Origin of the sequence: Microvirga sp. 3-52, from assembly GCF_018383585.1 — a bacterium.
GTDB lineage: Bacteria > Pseudomonadota > Alphaproteobacteria > Rhizobiales > Beijerinckiaceae > Microvirga.
The window spans coordinates 24,922-40,468 of record NZ_JAHAMK010000001.1 but is presented as its reverse complement, the minus strand read 5'-3'; the positions used below and the strand labels follow the sequence as shown (position 1 = coordinate 40,468).

At 64.9% G+C, this 15,547-nt stretch carries 14 protein-coding genes; 10 read left to right on the top strand and 4 right to left on the bottom strand.

Annotated elements, in window-relative coordinates:
• Positions 1 to 133 precede the first annotated feature (133 nt).
• The 3 genes from KHP60_RS00255 to KHP60_RS00245 all read left to right on the top strand — a co-directional run bounded on the left by KHP60_RS00255 (position 134) and on the right by KHP60_RS00245 (position 2,102).
• The gene (locus KHP60_RS00255) at positions 134 to 541 is read left to right on the top strand and encodes a VOC family protein (protein WP_213561534.1); all 408 of its coding nucleotides are present in this window, start codon (positions 134 to 136) and stop codon (positions 539 to 541) included.
• Between the two features lie 147 nt (positions 542 to 688).
• Positions 689 to 880 (top strand): hypothetical protein, encoded by a 192-nt coding sequence (locus KHP60_RS00250; RefSeq protein ID WP_213561533.1) that lies wholly within the window; start codon positions 689 to 691, stop codon positions 878 to 880.
• 82 nt (positions 881 to 962) lie between these two features.
• Positions 963 to 2,102: a PQQ-dependent sugar dehydrogenase gene (locus KHP60_RS00245; protein WP_213561532.1), complete on the top strand. Its 1,140-nt coding sequence runs from the start codon at positions 963 to 965 to the stop codon at positions 2,100 to 2,102.
• 126 nt (positions 2,103 to 2,228) lie between these two features.
• Here the strand turns inward: KHP60_RS00245 and KHP60_RS00240 are convergent, their stop codons facing one another.
• The 3 genes from KHP60_RS00240 to KHP60_RS00230 form a co-directional block, all read right to left on the bottom strand.
• Positions 2,229 to 2,549, bottom strand: a complete 321-nt coding sequence (locus tag KHP60_RS00240; protein WP_213561531.1) for a YnfA family protein — start codon at positions 2,547 to 2,549, stop codon at positions 2,229 to 2,231.
• Positions 2,550 to 2,559: 10 nt separating this feature from the next.
• Positions 2,560 to 2,901: a DMT family protein gene (locus KHP60_RS00235; protein ID WP_213561530.1), complete on the bottom strand. Its 342-nt coding sequence runs from the start codon at positions 2,899 to 2,901 to the stop codon at positions 2,560 to 2,562.
• Positions 2,902 to 3,108: 207 nt separating this feature from the next.
• Complete coding sequence (locus KHP60_RS00230) at positions 3,109 to 3,876, bottom strand: C13 family peptidase (RefSeq protein WP_213561529.1); 768 nt, start codon at positions 3,874 to 3,876, stop codon at positions 3,109 to 3,111.
• A gap of 248 nt (positions 3,877 to 4,124) precedes the next feature.
• Here KHP60_RS00230 and KHP60_RS00225 point away from each other — a divergent pair, with 248 nt between their 5' ends.
• From KHP60_RS00225 to uvrB, 5 genes are all read left to right on the top strand, one after another.
• The gene (locus tag KHP60_RS00225) at positions 4,125 to 4,514 is read left to right on the top strand and encodes a DUF3775 domain-containing protein (RefSeq protein WP_213561528.1); all 390 of its coding nucleotides are present in this window, start codon (positions 4,125 to 4,127) and stop codon (positions 4,512 to 4,514) included.
• A gap of 342 nt (positions 4,515 to 4,856) precedes the next feature.
• Positions 4,857 to 5,087 carry a hypothetical protein gene (locus KHP60_RS00220; protein WP_213561527.1) on the top strand — a complete coding sequence of 77 codons (231 nt, stop codon included), beginning with the start codon at positions 4,857 to 4,859 and terminating at the stop codon, positions 5,085 to 5,087.
• A gap of 247 nt (positions 5,088 to 5,334) precedes the next feature.
• A complete protein-coding gene (locus KHP60_RS00215; protein WP_213561880.1) occupies positions 5,335 to 8,910 on the top strand; it encodes a DNA methyltransferase in 3,576 nt (1,191 codons plus the stop codon).
• A 438-nt stretch (positions 8,911 to 9,348) separates the two neighbouring features.
• Complete coding sequence (locus tag KHP60_RS00210; protein ID WP_213561526.1) at positions 9,349 to 10,407, top strand: DUF808 domain-containing protein; 1,059 nt, start codon at positions 9,349 to 9,351, stop codon at positions 10,405 to 10,407.
• 47 nt (positions 10,408 to 10,454) lie between these two features.
• The gene (gene uvrB / locus KHP60_RS00205) at positions 10,455 to 13,160 is read left to right on the top strand and encodes an excinuclease ABC subunit UvrB (RefSeq protein WP_213561525.1); all 2,706 of its coding nucleotides are present in this window, start codon (positions 10,455 to 10,457) and stop codon (positions 13,158 to 13,160) included.
• Between the two features lie 125 nt (positions 13,161 to 13,285).
• On the opposite strand, the gene KHP60_RS00200 is transcribed toward uvrB, so the two are convergent.
• Entirely contained in the window at positions 13,286 to 14,098 is an 813-nt protein-coding gene (locus tag KHP60_RS00200; RefSeq protein ID WP_213561524.1) for a nickel-binding protein, read from the bottom strand.
• Positions 14,099 to 14,434: 336 nt separating this feature from the next.
• On the opposite strand from KHP60_RS00200, the gene KHP60_RS00195 reads away from it, so the two are divergent.
• Positions 14,435 to 14,800 carry a helix-turn-helix transcriptional regulator gene (locus KHP60_RS00195; protein WP_213561523.1) on the top strand — a complete coding sequence of 122 codons (366 nt, stop codon included), beginning with the start codon at positions 14,435 to 14,437 and terminating at the stop codon, positions 14,798 to 14,800.
• Entirely contained in the window at positions 14,797 to 15,366 is a 570-nt protein-coding gene (locus KHP60_RS00190) for an SRPBCC family protein (RefSeq protein ID WP_213561522.1), read from the top strand. The genes KHP60_RS00195 and KHP60_RS00190 overlap by 4 nt, the downstream gene beginning before the upstream one ends.
• Positions 15,367 to 15,547: the final 181 nt, after the last annotated feature.

Sequence of the window (15,547 nt, the reverse complement as noted above, 5' to 3'; positions counted from 1 at the left end):
TCCCCGGACTTGATCCGGGGATCGGTCCAGGCCATCCCGATGATGTGAAGCGCCGCGCTTTTCTTCATCGAGATCACCGGCACAGGGCCGGTGACGACGTGAGGAGGACAACGAACCCGTCGGAGGGTAGCCCATGCAGTTCCACCAGGGCCGGCTGATCGACCACGTTCACCTGCGCGTCTCCGACCTCGAGGCGAGCCGGCGCTTCTACCGCGCCGTCCTGAAGGCTGTCGGGCGCGAGTTCACGTCGGAAAGCCCTGACCATTTCGCCTGCGACGAGCTGTGGGTCGATCGGGCGGACGGGCCGGTCTCACGCGTCCACCTCGCCTTCCAGGCGCGGGACAGGGAGGCGGTCCACGCCTTCCATGCGGCCGCCCTGGGGGCCGGCGGGCGCGACAACGGCGCGCCGGGAGAACGGTCCTATCACCTGGGCTATTATGCCGCCTTTGCGCTCGATCCGGACGGGCACAATATCGAGGCGGTCTACCACGGACCGGCGGAGCGCTCGGCGGAATCCGTCATCGTCAGCGCGAAACCTTGAGCGTAACCTGCCTTAATGGTTAATAATTAGTTAATGCCGATACTTAGCCAAGAAACCGGAAGCAGCACTTTCGGATGAGGCGGGAACTTTCTTGAATCACACAAGTTTTTCTTCCGCAGCCACCCTCCGGTTGCAGGGGATGAGCCCATGAAACCGCTCCGACCAAGAAACGCCTATCACGTTTCGTCCCGCGTCCATCGCCTCGATCCACGCCAGGAAAGCCGCCGCTCGCTGGCCCTGGTCATGCTGCTGGGCCTTGCGACCCTTTCCGTCATGGCCACGACCCAGACCCTTTCGGCTCAGGACACGAAGACTATCCACGTCTATTCGGCGCGATAACGCGTGAGTGAACGGCGGCATGGTTGACGGCCTGTCGCGGGCGTCTAGCTCTCCGGCATCGGAACGACGGAGAGATTCCCAGATGCTGAGCCCCCGTATTGCCCTGGCCTGCGCCCTTGCTCTCGGCGCCGCCCCGTCCGCCCTGGCCCAGGACACCCAGCGTTTTCGCACCGACAAGGTGGAGGTGATCGTCGAGACGGTCGCACGCAATCTCGAAAATCCCTGGGGGCTCGCCTTCCTGCCCGACAATCGCATTCTGGTCACGGAGCGACCCGGCCGCCTGCGCATCACGGACGCCAACGGCAATCTCTCCGAGCCGCTCCAGGGCGTCCCGCGCGTTGCGGCACGCGGACAGGGCGGTCTGCTGGACGTCGCCATCGATCCGAACTTCGCGCAGAACCGCCTCGTCTACCTGAGCTTCGCCGAGGATCGGGGCGAAGGCCGCGCCGGCACCAGCGTCGCACGCGGGCGGCTCAACGCGGACGGGACCGCGCTCGAGGCGGTGCAGATCATCTTCCGCCAGGAGCCGGCCCATACGGGTCCCAACCATTGGGGATCGCGCCTGGTCTTCGACCGCGACGGCAATCTTTTCGTGACCCTCGGCGACCGGTTCGACCTGCGTGCCCAGGCGCAGAATCCGGCCAACCATCTCGGCAAGATCGTCCACATCAAGCCGGACGGGGGCGCGGCCCCCGGCAATCCGTTCCTGAACCGGGAGGATGCCAAGCCGGAAATCTGGTCCCTCGGCCACCGCAATCTGCAATCGGCCGCCCTCCATCCGACGACCGGCGAGCTCTGGACCGTGGAACACGGCGCGCGCGGCGGCGACGAGGTGAACATCCCGCAGAAGGGCAGGAACTACGGCTGGCCCGTCATCTCCTATGGGGTCGATTATTCCGGCGCGAAGATCGGCGAAGGCACCAAGAAGGCGGGCCTGGAGCAGCCGGTCTATTACTGGGACCCCTCCATCGCGCCCTCCGGCATGGCCTTCTACACGGGCGACAAGTTCCCGGCCTGGCGAGGCAGCATTCTCGTCGGGGCGCTCGCAGGAAAGCTCGTCTCGCGGCTCGAAACCGACGGCAACCGGGTGACCGGCGAGGAGCGCATGCTGCAGCAGCTCGGCGAGCGCATCCGTGACGTGCGGCAGGGGCCGGACGGGCTCGTCTATCTTCTGACGGATTCCCGCAACGGCCGCATCCTGCGCATGAAGCCCGCCACGTGAGGGGATGCACGTGAGGGGATGATTGCCGCACTCTCAACCACCGCCCCCCGTCATGGCCGGCCTCGTGCCGGGGATGACGTGAGGGTCTTCGTCAGCCCGAAACCAGCATGAGCCAGCCCCTCAGGCTCAACCACGCGGCCCGAACAGGATGAGCGCCGCTCCGGCCAGGCAGAGGCCGGCGCCGGCCATGTCCCACCGGTCGGGCCGCGCTCCTTCGGCGCCCCAGAGCCACAGGAGCGAGGCGGCGATGTAGACGCCGCCATAGGCCGCATAGGCCCGTCCGGCAGCGTCGGTGGGGATCAGCGTCAGGAGATACGCGAACACGGCGAGCGCGCCCATGCCGGGCACGAGCCACCATGGTGACTTTCCGAGCCTCAGCCAGGCCCAGAAGGAAAAGCAACCGGCGATCTCGGCGAGAGCCGCAGCCGCATAGACGAGGAACGTCATGGCCGGCCGGTCAGCGCCCCTGGAAGATGAAGGCGGCGCCCGCGGCGATGAGGCCGAAGCCGATCAGGTGGTTCCAGCCGAGCGGCTCCTTCAGGTAGAGCACCGAGAAGATCGCGAAGACCACGAGGGTGATGACCTCCTGCATGGTCTTGAGCTCGGCCGCCGAATAGACGGCCGAGCCGATCCGGTTGGCCGGCACGGCGAACCAGTATTCGACGAAGGCGATGGCCCAGCTGGCCATGACGGCGATCCAGAGGGGCGATGTCTTGAACTTCAGATGCCCGTACCAGGCAAAGGTCATGAAGACGTTCGATGCGATCAGCATCACGACGGGCGCGGTGTGGGGATTCATGGAAAGGACCGGGAAGGACGGGGAGAGACGACGGGGAGGAAGTTCGCGCCCTGCCCTATTCCTTCCAGGAGAACTGTCAAGCGGCGCGATGAGCGCGTTCCTCGGAGGATGGCTCATCGAACTCTCGCCTCACGGTGAGCCTCTCCCGACATGGCCGGCACACGGCCGGTGATGACGGCCGGAGGAGAGACGATCCGATATCCGATGCTACCTCGCGCCGAGACGCTCCAGCACCTGGGCGCCGCCGGCGATCTGCGGATTGGACGGATCGAAGCCCTCGCGCCGCTCGCGCTGCGTGACCAGGCCCCTGGCTCGCTCAAAAGCGACGTCCAGGCGGCGCTCGCCGCGCAGGGCCTTGTTGAAGAAGGCGTCTCCGAAATAGGTCCAGGTCGCCCCGTCCCGGCAGCCGAAGGACGGCTTGTCGGCGGCAGCCGCCGTGATGACGAGGGTGCTCGGATCGGCCAGCTCCCGGGCGAAGACGCCCGAATAGCAGGCCGAGACGATCACGACCCGGTGCTGCGCCCTGGTCTGGTCGAGCAGCCGCTTGACGTCGCCCGGCGTGACGAGAAGGGCATCGCGCCCGGCCACGAGCCCGATCCCTTCCGGCGCCCCGTGGGAGGTGAGGACGAGCACCACGATATCCTCGGCCGGATCGAGGGTCCGACCAGCGGCGGCGGCGGCGGCCTGCAGGGATTGCGGCGTCGCGCCGGCCCGGCGCTTGGTGTTGAACTGGACGATGGAGCGCCCCTTGGAGCCGATCTGCGCCTCGAGAATGCGCGCCGCCCCCTTGGCCTCGCTTTCGAACACACTCTGCGGCCCCCACAGCCCGAAGGACAGGATGTAGACGTCGGTCTGCCCCGGACGCTGCGGCGCCAGTTTGAGCGCCTCGGCCCTGCGGGGCTGCCCGTAAGCCTCATGGGAAGGCCCGAGGGCCAGCGAGAGCCCGATCAGGCAGAAAGCGATCAACCGGCGCATGTTACACCCCAACCTCTGTCCACCTTACGCTCAGCGCCCGTCGAAAGCCAAGGATCAGCCTTGAAGCATCGGACCCAAAAGCGGATTCGCACTTTTGGGTCCGATGCGTCTTCTCTTGTTCTCTTGGCTGACGCATCGTTCGGCGATGAATGTCGCGACCACTCCTCCGTGGGATGCGTGGGCTGAACCGAATCCCCTCTTCAGTGTTTCCCTGTCAGTTCCGTCAAGATTCATCCCAAGAGGGTTTTATGGATATCGCGCTCGATAAGGTTTGCGAACTCATTCTGCGGGTCAGGGCCATCGATGTGAAGGAAGGCATTACCGATCCGGCCTCGGGCTCGAACCCTATCGACGACGGCAGCATCGATTCCCTCACCTCCTCGCCGGACGACGCAACGGAAGACGAGCTTCGCGACGTGATCGCGGGCCTCAACGACGACGAGCGCGCCGACCTGATCGCCCTGGTCTATATCGGCCGCGGCGACATGGAGCCGGAGGAATGGGGCGCCGCCGTGCGCCTCGCCCGGGAGCGCGAGGAAGCGAGCTCGCTCTCGACCGCCGATTGGCTCATAGGCATCCCGAACCTGGCCGATCTCCTGGACGAAGGCCTCAACGCCATGGGCCGCAGCTGCGCCTGAGGCGGTCTTCCGCTCACCATCCCGCGATCTCTCCCCGCCAGTCGGAGCGATGTCCCGAGAAGCTGGCCCGCCCGCAACCTCTTCCCGTCATCACCGGCCTCGTGCCGGTGATCCCGATGCCGAGAAGCGCCGCGCTTCACGGGCTTGGGACCATCGGCACTGATCCCTGAATCACATCCGGGGGCGGCCCCGACGGCGAGGGAAGCCGAAGGTTGGGCCCTCCCCACAGGGCCGCCCTCGACCGATTCCTCCTGTGGATCGACATCGTCGGCACGGCGACGGCGCCCTATTTGTGACACGGATTCAAGGCAATAATTCAGTCTACTCCCAAAGGAGGATGCTATGACTCCGCGCCTGCCCCCGGAGAACCCGGATGACGACGTGCAGAGCGAGTTGCTCCAGGCCGTTCACACGGCCTTGAACGACCTCGCCCCGATCAACGACCCGGTGGAAGAACACCCCGTCACCGAGACGCAGCAGGACGTGAAGCCGTCCCAGTCTCCGGATGACACCGACGTCGAGATCGACCGCTTCGAAGCTTACCTGAGGGGTCCGACGGCGTTCACCGCCTGACCCCATACGCCTGCCCTGCTTACCGACGCCGTCACGCAGGGCACCGGCATCGAGGGTTGAGCGTCCGCTCACCGACAGACCCTCGCCAGCACCGAAAAGCAAAGCAGCAAAACTCACCATCGGCATCGCCACCGTGATCGAGGCTGTTGTGCCTGAAGTCCGCCCCTCCGCAATGGCAAGGGGGGCATCGGCTGCGACCACTGGTTTACGAATCATTATAACATGATAACGCTGCGGCTGATCATTCCTGTTCAGCTCTAAGCGTCCTGCCGTTCCTCCCTCCGACGCCGTCGAGATCTTCATCAGCCGATGGACCGCCCGGGAGGGTGGTGCGGAGCGCGCCAATTACCAGATGTTCCTGTCGGAACTCTGCGACGTTCTCGGCGTGCATCGCCCTGATCCTGCGGGAGCGGACCGTGAGCTGAACGACTACGTGTTCGAGCGCGCTGTCCACCCGCGCGACGGCGATGCGGTGACGGCGCCCAAGCGCATCGATCTCTACAAGAAGAACGCCTTCATCCTCGAGGCCAAGCAGTCGCGCCTGCCTGACGGAAGAAAGGTTGAAAGAGGCAAACTCGCGCCACTCACTGACGAGCCTGCGAACCTCGGAAAGCGCAGCATCTCACGCGGCTGGGACGTGATGATGAAGAATGCGCGACAGCAGGCGGAATCCTACGTCTTCCTGCTCGACGCGGATCATCCGGCCCCGCCCTTCATCATCGTCTGCGATGTCGGCCATTGCCTGGAGCTTTACGCGGACTTCACCGGCACCGGACGCGCCTACAGCCACTTCCCGGACCGCAACGACTTTCGCATCTATCTTCACGACCTGCGCGAGGAGAAGACCCGCACGCTGCTGAAGCGCATCTGGCAGGAGCCGCATGCCCTCGACCCGTCGAAGGAGGCGGCTCGGGTTACGCGCGCCATCGCCAAGCGCCTCGCGCAGGTGAGCAAGGCATTGGAGGAGCGCGGATGCAACGCGGAGGACGTGGCGCATTTCCTCATGCGCTGCCTCTTCACCATGTTCGCCGAGGATGTGGAGCTTCTGCCGGCCGACAGTTTCACGAACCTGCTGGAGAAGAGCGTCGCGGATCCGGCGCATTTCCCGCATCGGCTCAAAGCCCTCTGGCAGCAGATGGAAAAGGGCGACGAGTTCAGCCACGTGGTCGAGACCCGCGTGCGCCATTTCAACGGCGGCCTGTTCAAGGACACCACCGTGTTTCCGCTCGGCCGCGAGGAGATCGGCGAGCTTCTGGAAGCCGCGAAGTATTCCTGGACCGAGGTCGATCCCGCGATCTTCGGCACCCTTCTGGAACAGGCCCTCGACAGGACGGAGTGCCGGAAGCTCGGCGCCCATTACACGCCGCGCGCCTATGTGCAGCGCCTCGTGGAGGCGACCGTCATGGAGCCCCTGCGCGAGGATTGGCAGAATGCCTTGCGCAAGGCCGAGCACGCCAAGGAGACGGGCGACGAGAAAGCCGCCATCGCCATCGTGCGCACGTTCCACCGGCAGCTCTGCGCCACCCGCGTCCTCGATCCCGCCTGCGGCACGGGAAACTTCCTCTACGTGTCGCTGGAGCTGATGAAGAAGCTCGAAGGCGAGGTGCTGGAGACGCTGGCGCAGCTCGGCGAACCGGAGAGCATGGGCCTCGACCGCGAGACCGTGGACCCTCACGGGTTCCTCGGCCTCGAACTCAACCCGCGCGCCGCGGCCATCGCCGAACTCGTCGTGTGGATCGGCTATCTGCAGCAGCATTACCGCAACCGCACCGGCCACCCCTCCGAGCCGATCCTGCGCGCCTTCGCGAACATCAATTTCGGACAACGCCAGGGCTACGACGCCGTGCTCACCTGGGACGGCTATCCCGTGCCGCAGGTGGCGGAGAAGGACGGCCGCCGCGTCGAGACCTATCCGAATGCGCGCCGGCCTGATTGGCCCGAAGCGGAGTTCATCGTGGGCAATCCGCCGTTCCTTGGGAAGGGCGCTGCGATGCGTGGGCCGCTAGGAGACGGCTATGTCGACGCGCTATGGGCGGCTCACCCGCAGATGAATGAAAGTGCGGATTTTGTTCTATATTGGTGGGATAGAGCTGCGGAGATGTTGGCGCAAAAGAATGCATCGCTCCGTCGTTTTGGGTTAGTCACAACAAACTCCATTGGCCAGACATTCAATCGACGCGTTATCGAAAGACATCTGAGTGGAAAGTCGCCGATTGGCTTAGCGTTTGCCATACCTGACTATCCTTGGACCAAAGCTACTAAAGACGCAGCAGCGGTTAGGATTGCAATGACCGTTGCAGCGATCAAACCTCAGCAAGGCGCTCTGTGGAAAGTAGTATCAGAGGCATCCTTAGACACCGATGAACCAGAGATCGCTTTGGCGGCTAGATATGGGTGTATAAATCCTGACTTGAGTATCGGCGATGACATTAGCAAAGCAAAGTCGCTAAAGGCCGCAGAGGGTCTCTCTTGGAACGGGGTTATGCTCGCCGGACGCGGCTTCGTTCTTGAAAGTATCACTGCCGAGTATTTATTCTCTAGGTTCCCACAAGAGTCGGAAATTCTAAGACCATTTATAAGTGGCAGAGATTTGGTCCAAGAACACCGTGTTCGGTACGTTATCGATACATTTGGAAGGACCGAAGCAGATCTCCGCAAGAATTTTCCAAATCTGTACCAGATGCTCTTAGAGTCGGTGAAGCTTGAAAGGGATGAAAGCAGAGATAGTCAATTTAAGCGTGATTGGTGGCTCTTTGGGCGGAACAGACCCGAGCTGCGTCAAGCTCTGTCAGGGATGAAGCGCTTTATTGGTCTACCGGAAACTGCGAAACACCGCGAGTTTCAATTCATTGAGACACATAAACTACCCGAGCACCGCATTGTTTGCATTGTTTGCGATGATGCATTCATACTAGCTGTTCTCTCCTCTAAGTGTCACCGTGTTTGGTCTTTAGCCGCAGGAGGTACACTCGAGGATCGACCAGTCTACAATAAATCCCGCTGCTTCGACCCCTTCCCATTCCCCGATCCATCCGAGTCCCTGAAAGCTCAAATCCGCGCCGTCGCGGAGGAACTCGATGCGTTCCGCAAAAGCCGTCAGGCCGAGCATCCGAAGCTCACGCTGACGCAGATGTACAACGTGCTGGAGAAGCTGAAGGCGATGGAGGCGGCGCATCGAGCCTCCAGGGCCGTTCCCGGCCGGAGCGCAGCGGAGGGGAAGGGAATCCATAGCGGCGCATCTGTGAGTGGATCCCCTCCCCTCGCCTTCGGCTCGCCGGGGATGACACGGGGCGGAACGGTTGCTCTCACGCCTGACGAGGAGCGGATCAAGGATGAGGGTTTGATCCTCATCCTAAAGGAACTGCACGAGCGCCTCGACGCTCTCGTGTTCCAGGCCTATGGCTGGCCCGCCGATCTGACCGACGAGGAAATCCTCGAACGTCTGGTGGCGCTCAATGCCGAGCGGGCGAAGGAGGAAGCGGCGGGCCTCGTGCGCTGGCTCCGTCCCGATTACCAGATCCCGCGTTTCGCCAAGGGCGCGGCCGCCGCGAAGACCGGGGAACTCGACCTCGGCGCGAACGTGGTCGCCATCGACCGCGCCCTGCCCGACTTCCCGAAGGACCGGCACGAGGATTCTCTCGCGGTCGAACATGCCCTCCTGTCGGCGGGCAGGCCCATGGACGCGGCGGAGCTGGCGCGCGGCTTCAAGCGCGGCGGAAAGCGCATAGAGCCGCGCATCGAGCAGGCGCTCATGACGCTTGTCCGCTACGGCCGCATCACCATGACGGCCGATGGCCGCTATCTCGCGCGCAAGGCGGCGTGAGGCGGGAACGGTTGAGGCATCAACCGGGGCGGAGCGTCGATCCGGGATCGCGTGCACGATGGAGCGCTTTTCCCCATGCGGGAAGGGGCAGGTGGTGCGACGGAGAGCAACCTTCCCGTCAGGACCGATCCGTAAACCGCTGCGCCGCAACCCGTCGGGATCACCGGCACAAGGCCGGTGATGACAGGGGTAGAACGGGCTTGGCCCGACCTCATCGAGCGCCCGCTCCAACCTTGCGCCTCCACCCTTCATCCTTCCCCGCAAGGGAGAGGAGCATGTACTGCATTCTGCCAGCGCTCCGGGATTTCCGTTGCGCTTCGGCCGGGATGACGCCCCGTCCTGCACCCAATTCCTGCCTCAGGACGTTGTCAGGTCTTGAGGAGCCGTGTAGCTCCCCAGGTCAGCAGTCACGTTTAAACGTTCTCGACAGGAGCCTTCATGAGCATCGGCCTGATCGCCTTGCTGGACGACATTGCCGGCCTCGCCAAGGTCGCCGCCGCCTCGCTCGACGATGTGACCGCCCAGGCGGCGAAGGCCGGCGCCAAGGCGGCCGGCGTGGTGATCGACGATGCCGCGGTGACGCCGCGCTACGTGACGGGCTTTTCCGCCGCACGGGAACTGCCGATCGTCGGCAGGATCGCCCTGGGGTCCCTCAAGAACAAGCTCATCTATCTGCTGCCGGCGGCCCTGCTCCTCAGCCTGTTCGCCCCCTGGGCGATCACGCCGCTGCTCATGATCGGCGGCGCCTATCTCTGCTACGAGGGCTCGGAAAAGGTGTTCGAGGCGCTGTTTCCGCATGGGGCCCACGAGCACGAGGCCGCCGTCGGCGCCGCGACCCAGACGGCCCAGAACGTCGAGGACGAGAAGGTGAGCGGGGCCATCAAGACCGACTTCATCCTCTCGGCCGAGATCATGGCCATCACGCTGGCGAGCATCCCGGCGGGATCCACCTGGATGCAGGCGATGGTGCTCGCCGTCGTCGGCATCGGCATCACGGCCCTGGTCTATGGCGGCGTCGCCCTGATCGTGAAGGCAGACGATGCCGGCGTGGCCATGGCGGCCAGCAACCGGCCTGTCTCCCGCATGCTCGGCCGCGCCGTGCCCAGCAGGCCACCCACGGGCGCGGATCGGGCTCTGGCGCCCCTCACGAAGGTATTCGGACGAGGCTTGGTGAAGGGGATGCCAATCCTGCTCAAAATGCTCGCCATCGTCGGCACCGCCGCCATGGTGTGGGTCGGTGGCGGCATCATCGTCCACGGGCTCGAAGGCTACGGCTTCGCCTGGCTGGGCCATGCCATCCACGATGTGGCGGCCGCAGCCGGCCATGCGGTTCCGGCCATGGCCGGCATTGTCGAATGGCTCGTCTCGGCGGCGGCGTCGGGCCTTGTCGGGCTCATCCTGGGGGCGGTGCTGATCCCACTCATCCATTTCATTGCCGTGCCGCTGCTGAAGGCCCTGAGGGGCGGGAGCCGGAAGGCGGAGAAGCATACGGTATAACCGCCTTCACTCTTCCATTCCCGGGCCGTTCGTACCATATTCGTTCTATGGCCAAATCACCCAAGAAGCCCAAGCTTTCCACCGGGAAGGCGTCCAAACCTGATCTCAAGCCCCTGGCCCCTCATCTGGCCGACCTCCTGAATCCCGCGGTCAACCGGGAGCGGGAAGCGGCCGAGGGTTTCGCCGAGCGGGCGCAGGAAACCTTCATCCATGGCGACATCACGGATGTCGACCCGGCATTGGCCAAGAAGCTTGGCCTGAAGGGGCCGGATGACGGGCCGGACGTGACCGAGGAGCTGGGCGATCTCTCCTCCGGGTCCGGCTATTCCGCCACGGTCGATGCGCTCTCGCGGCTGCTCACCGAAGGCGATCCGCGCTTCAAGAACGGCACGCTCTGGGTGCCGCACCGCCCGCCCCGGCCCGAGAAGTCGGAAGGCGGTATTCCGTTCAGGATCAAGTCGGACTTCCAGCCCGCCGGCGACCAGCCGACGGCGATCCGCGAACTGGTGGATGGGGTGCGCCGGCAGGAGCGCGATCAGGTGCTGCTCGGCGTCACCGGCTCGGGCAAGACCTTCACCATGGCCAAGGTGATCGAGGAGACCCAGCGCCCTGCCCTGATCCTGGCCCCGAACAAGACGCTCGCCGCGCAGCTCTACGGCGAGTTCAAGTCGTTCTTCCCCGACAACGCGGTCGAGTACTTCGTCTCGTATTACGACTACTACCAGCCCGAGGCCTACGTGCCGCGCTCGGACACCTTCATCGAGAAGGAAAGCTCCATCAACGAGCAGATCGACCGGATGCGCCACTCGGCGACGCGCGCGCTCCTGGAGCGCGACGACGTGATCATCGTGGCGTCCGTGTCGTGCATCTACGGTATCGGGTCGGTCGAGACCTATACGGCCATGACCTTCTCGGTGAAGGTGGGCGAGAAGATCGAGCAGCGCCAGCTCATCGCGGATCTCGTAGCCCTGCAGTACAAGCGCATCCAGAGCGACTTCGCCCGCGGCACGTTCCGCGTGCGGGGCGATTCCATCGAGCTGTTCCCGGCCCACTTGGAGGACCGCGCCTGGCGCATCGGCCTCTTCGGCGACGAGATCGAGAGCATCGTCGAGTTCGATCCGCTCACGGGCAAGAAGACCAACGACCTCCAATTCGTGAAGGTCTATGCGAACTCGCACTATGTGACGCCGCGTCCCACGCTGCAGCAGGCCGTCAAGGGAATCCAGGACGAGCTGCAGCACCGCCTGCAGGAGCTCGCCCGCATGGGCCGCCTGCTCGAGGCGCAAAGGCTTGAGCAGCGGACGCAGTTCGACCTCGAGATGATCGAGGCCACCGGCGTGTGCAACGGCATCGAGAACTATTCGCGCTATCTCACCGGCCGCAAGCCGGGCGAGCCGCCGCCGACCCTGTTCGAATACCTGCCCGACAATGCCCTCGTGTTCACCGACGAGAGCCACGTGACCGTGCCGCAGATCGGCGGCATGTATCGCGGCGACTTCCGCCGCAAGGCGACGCTTGCCGAATACGGATTCCGCCTGCCGTCCTGCCTCGACAATCGTCCTCTCAGGTTCGAGGAATGGGACGCCATGCGGCCGCAATCGGTCCACGTGTCGGCGACGCCCGCCAAGTGGGAGATGGAGCAGACAGGCGGCATCTTCGTCGAGCAGGTCATCCGCCCGACGGGCCTCGTCGATCCCATCGTGGAGATCAGGCCTGCGCGCTCCCAGGTCGACGATCTGGTGCACGAGGTGAAGGAGCTTGCAGCGCAAGGGTTCCGCACCCTGGTGACCACGCTCACCAAGCGCATGGCGGAAGACCTCACCGAATACATGCATGAGAACGGCATCCGCGTGCGCTACATGCACTCGGACATCGACACGCTGGAGCGCATCGAGATCATCCGCGACCTGCGGCTCGGCGCCTTCGACGTGCTCATCGGCATCAACCTCCTGCGCGAGGGCCTCGACATTCCCGAATGCGCGCTCGTGGCCATTCTCGATGCGGACAAGGAAGGCTTCCTGCGCTCCGAGACTTCGCTGGTGCAGACCATCGGCCGCGCGGCGCGTAACGTGGAAGGCAAGGCGATCCTCTATGCCGACAAGATCACCGGCTCCATGGAGCGCGCCATCGCCGAGACCAACCGGCGCCGCGAGAAGCAGCTCGCCTACAACGCCGAGCACGGCATCACGCCGCAATCCGTGAAGAAGAACATCGCCGACATTCTCGAGAGCGTCTATGAGCGCGATCACGTGTCGGTCGACACCGGTCTCGCCGACAGGACGGTCGGCCACAACCTCAAGGCCGTCATCGCCGACATGGAAAAGCGCATGCGCGAAGCCGCCGCGAACCTGGAGTTCGAGGAGGCCGCCCGCCTGCGCGACGAGCTCAAGCGCCTGCAGGCGACCGAGCTTGCGATCAGCGACGATCCGATGGCGCGCCAAAGCGACGTGGAGAAGGAAGCGGGCCGGTATGGCGGCTCACGCAAATACGGCCGCAGCGCCAACCTGCCGCCGAAGGGCCTGCCGCCCTCGGGTGACGGCGCGACCGCGGGCGACGAGGATTCGGATGCCTACGGCCCGGCCGGCAAGGGCCGCTCGGACGAAGGCACCCGCATCCGCAAGCCCGGCCTCGACGAGATGGGCCCCGGCACGGACCGGGAGGTCCCGCTGAACTACCGCGAGCGCCCCGCCGCGCGCTCGACGCAGGGGCTGGCCGGACAGAAGCCGAAATTCAAGGGACGCAAGGGGCGGTAGGCGGTTTTCGTTTGCCACGCATGTCATTGCCGGCCGGAGCGTCAGCGGAGGGAATCCACTCACACGCTCAGCGCCATGGATCCCCCTCCCGCACTTCGTGCGCCGGGGATGACACGATGTGCTCCTCACCGCCAGCTCACCGCGAACGCCTCGACCGGCTGGGCGAACCCCTTCAGGCTTCGTGACCCGAGATCCACGAGCGAGAAGCGGCCGGGAAGGGATCCTGATACCGCCCCGGACACCACGATGGTGTCGGGGTCTGCGCTCTGGCACAGGCGTGCCGCCATCTGCACGGTCGCGCCGAACAGATCGTTGTGGTCGGCCACCGGCTCGCCGGCGTCGAGGCCGATGCGCACCCGCAGCTTTTCGCGGCTTGCTAGGTTGAAGGCCTCGAAGGCCCGCTGGATGGCGCGGGCGGCATCGACGGCGGCGATTGCGTCGTCGAAGGAGGCCATGATCCCGTCGCCCGTGTGCTTGACCTCGCGCCCGCCCTTGTCGTGCAGGACGCGGCGGACCATGGCGTCGTGCGCCCGCACCATCTCGACGGCGCGCGTGTCGCCGAGGCGCTCGGTCATCGCGGTGGAATCGACGATGTCGGTGAACATGATGGTGCGCAGGGCCGGATCGACTTTGGTCCCGGAACAGCACCCCGCCGCCTCCGGGTCGGAGATGCGGCCGAGAAAGGCCTCGACGGCGGAAAGATCGACCTCGATCACGTCGCGGGCGACCTCCCCGTGGGCCTCGTCGTGCACCCGCATGGCGGTCTCGATGTCGGGAGCATCGATGAGGCAGAACGCGGTGCCGCGAGTGTCGTCGAACCAGTAGGTCAGGAACCGTACCCCGTAGCGCCCCTGCACCTCCAGGTCCTTGCGATGCGCCTCCGCGATGTCGGTGGCGGTCAGGCCCTTCAGGTCGTGACGGTCCAGGAATATCGGCATCGCGTCCTCCATCTTCCCTTACGTAATCTACATGGTTTGGCGGGAAGCCGGAATGCTCTCGAACGCCCGGTCATGGCCATCCCTGAACCGGAAACAGGCCCTCATCCTGGGAACCGACGTCGGTCTGCGGTTCGTAAAGCTCTGGAGACCTCCTCCCGTCATCACCGGCCTCGTGCCGGTGATCCCGATGATGAGAAGCGCGGTGCTCCAGACAATCGAGATGGCGGTCCCCGGATCAAGTCCAGGGACCGCCCGGGATGACGCGGCGGAAGCGGCGCGGCAATTCATTCAACCAATCAGTTGACTATCGGAACGTCTGCGTCTATATTCAACCACATGGTTGAATTACAGACATCCCGGCTCGACACCGTCTTTCACGCCCTCGGCGATTCCACCCGGCGGCGGATGCTGCGCGATCTCGCGGAGGGCGAGCGCACGGTGAGCCAACTGGCCGAACCCTTCGCGATCTCGCTGGCGGCCGCCTCGAAGCACATCAAGGCGTTGGAACAGGCCGGTCTGCTCCGGCGCGAGATCCGCGGCCGCACCCATGTCTGCCGCCTCGACCCTGGGCCGCTCGCGAGCGCCCACCAGTGGCTGAGCGTCTACGAACGCTTCTGGACCGACCGTCTGGACGTGCTGGAACGGCTCCTCCGCGAGGAGGACGCCCAAAAGTCCCCACCCTCGAAAGGAGACGACGAATGACCGACCTTACGACCAATGATCATACCACCACGGACTTGGCGGCCCGCAGCCCCTACGGCGTGCTGACCGACCCCGCCACGCTGACGATCCAGCGCCTGCTGCCCGGCCCCATCGAGCGCATCTGGGCCTATCTCACGGAGAGCGACCTGCGCCGCCAATGGCTCGCGGCGGGCGAGATGGAGCTGACGCTTGGAGCGCCGGTCGAATTCGTCTGGCGCAACAGCGAACTCACCAACCCGCCCGGCGAGCGCCCGCCCGGCTTCGGCGAGGAGCACAAGATGGAGAGCCGGATCACCGAGCTCGACCCGCCGCACAAGCTCGCCATCACCTGGGGCTCGACCGGCGGCGTCTCCTTCGAGCTGGAACGGAAGGGCACCGAGGTGCTCCTCACCCTGGTCCACCGCCGTGTGCCCGACCGCTCGACCCTGCTCAACGTCAGCGCCGGCTGGCACGCCCATCTCGACGTCCTGGCCGCCCGCGCGGCCGGCAAGGTGCCGGGGCCGGCGCCGTTCTGGGACAACTGGAGCCGGTTGAAGGACGAGTACGCGCGGCGGATTCCGGAATGATGGGGTTTTAGGAAGGGGCTCCGCCCGGGTGGACCGGGCGGGGCTACCTTAACGACGGCGCCTTCGGCTCCCCCAAAGCCACATAAACTGCTCCATTGCTCATTCCCCGCCAGAACTGCCGCGGAATTCTACCGAAGAGGCTGAAACGACACCTGATCTGGTCCCATCAACACGCTTATCG

Bases quoted from the DNA above. Each gene is read 5' to 3' on its own strand.
- KHP60_RS00255 (WP_213561534.1), top strand. From the start codon at position 134: ATGCAGTTCCACCAGGGCCGGCTGATCGACCACGTTCACCTGCGCGTC.
- KHP60_RS00250 (WP_213561533.1), top strand. From the start codon at position 689: ATGAAACCGCTCCGACCAAGAAACGCCTATCACGTTTCGTCCCGCGTC.
- KHP60_RS00245 (WP_213561532.1), top strand. From the start codon at position 963: ATGCTGAGCCCCCGTATTGCCCTGGCCTGCGCCCTTGCTCTCGGCGCC.
- KHP60_RS00240 (WP_213561531.1), bottom strand. From the start codon at position 2,549: ATGACGTTCCTCGTCTATGCGGCTGCGGCTCTCGCCGAGATCGCCGGT.
- KHP60_RS00235 (WP_213561530.1), bottom strand. From the start codon at position 2,901: ATGAATCCCCACACCGCGCCCGTCGTGATGCTGATCGCATCGAACGTC.
- KHP60_RS00230 (WP_213561529.1), bottom strand. From the start codon at position 3,876: ATGCGCCGGTTGATCGCTTTCTGCCTGATCGGGCTCTCGCTGGCCCTC.
- KHP60_RS00225 (WP_213561528.1), top strand. From the start codon at position 4,125: ATGGATATCGCGCTCGATAAGGTTTGCGAACTCATTCTGCGGGTCAGG.
- KHP60_RS00220 (WP_213561527.1), top strand. From the start codon at position 4,857: ATGACTCCGCGCCTGCCCCCGGAGAACCCGGATGACGACGTGCAGAGC.
- KHP60_RS00210 (WP_213561526.1), top strand. From the start codon at position 9,349: ATGAGCATCGGCCTGATCGCCTTGCTGGACGACATTGCCGGCCTCGCC.
- uvrB (WP_213561525.1), top strand. From the start codon at position 10,455: ATGGCCAAATCACCCAAGAAGCCCAAGCTTTCCACCGGGAAGGCGTCC.
- KHP60_RS00200 (WP_213561524.1), bottom strand. From the start codon at position 14,098: ATGCCGATATTCCTGGACCGTCACGACCTGAAGGGCCTGACCGCCACC.
- KHP60_RS00195 (WP_213561523.1), top strand. From the start codon at position 14,435: ATGGTTGAATTACAGACATCCCGGCTCGACACCGTCTTTCACGCCCTC.
- KHP60_RS00190 (WP_213561522.1), top strand. From the start codon at position 14,797: ATGACCGACCTTACGACCAATGATCATACCACCACGGACTTGGCGGCC.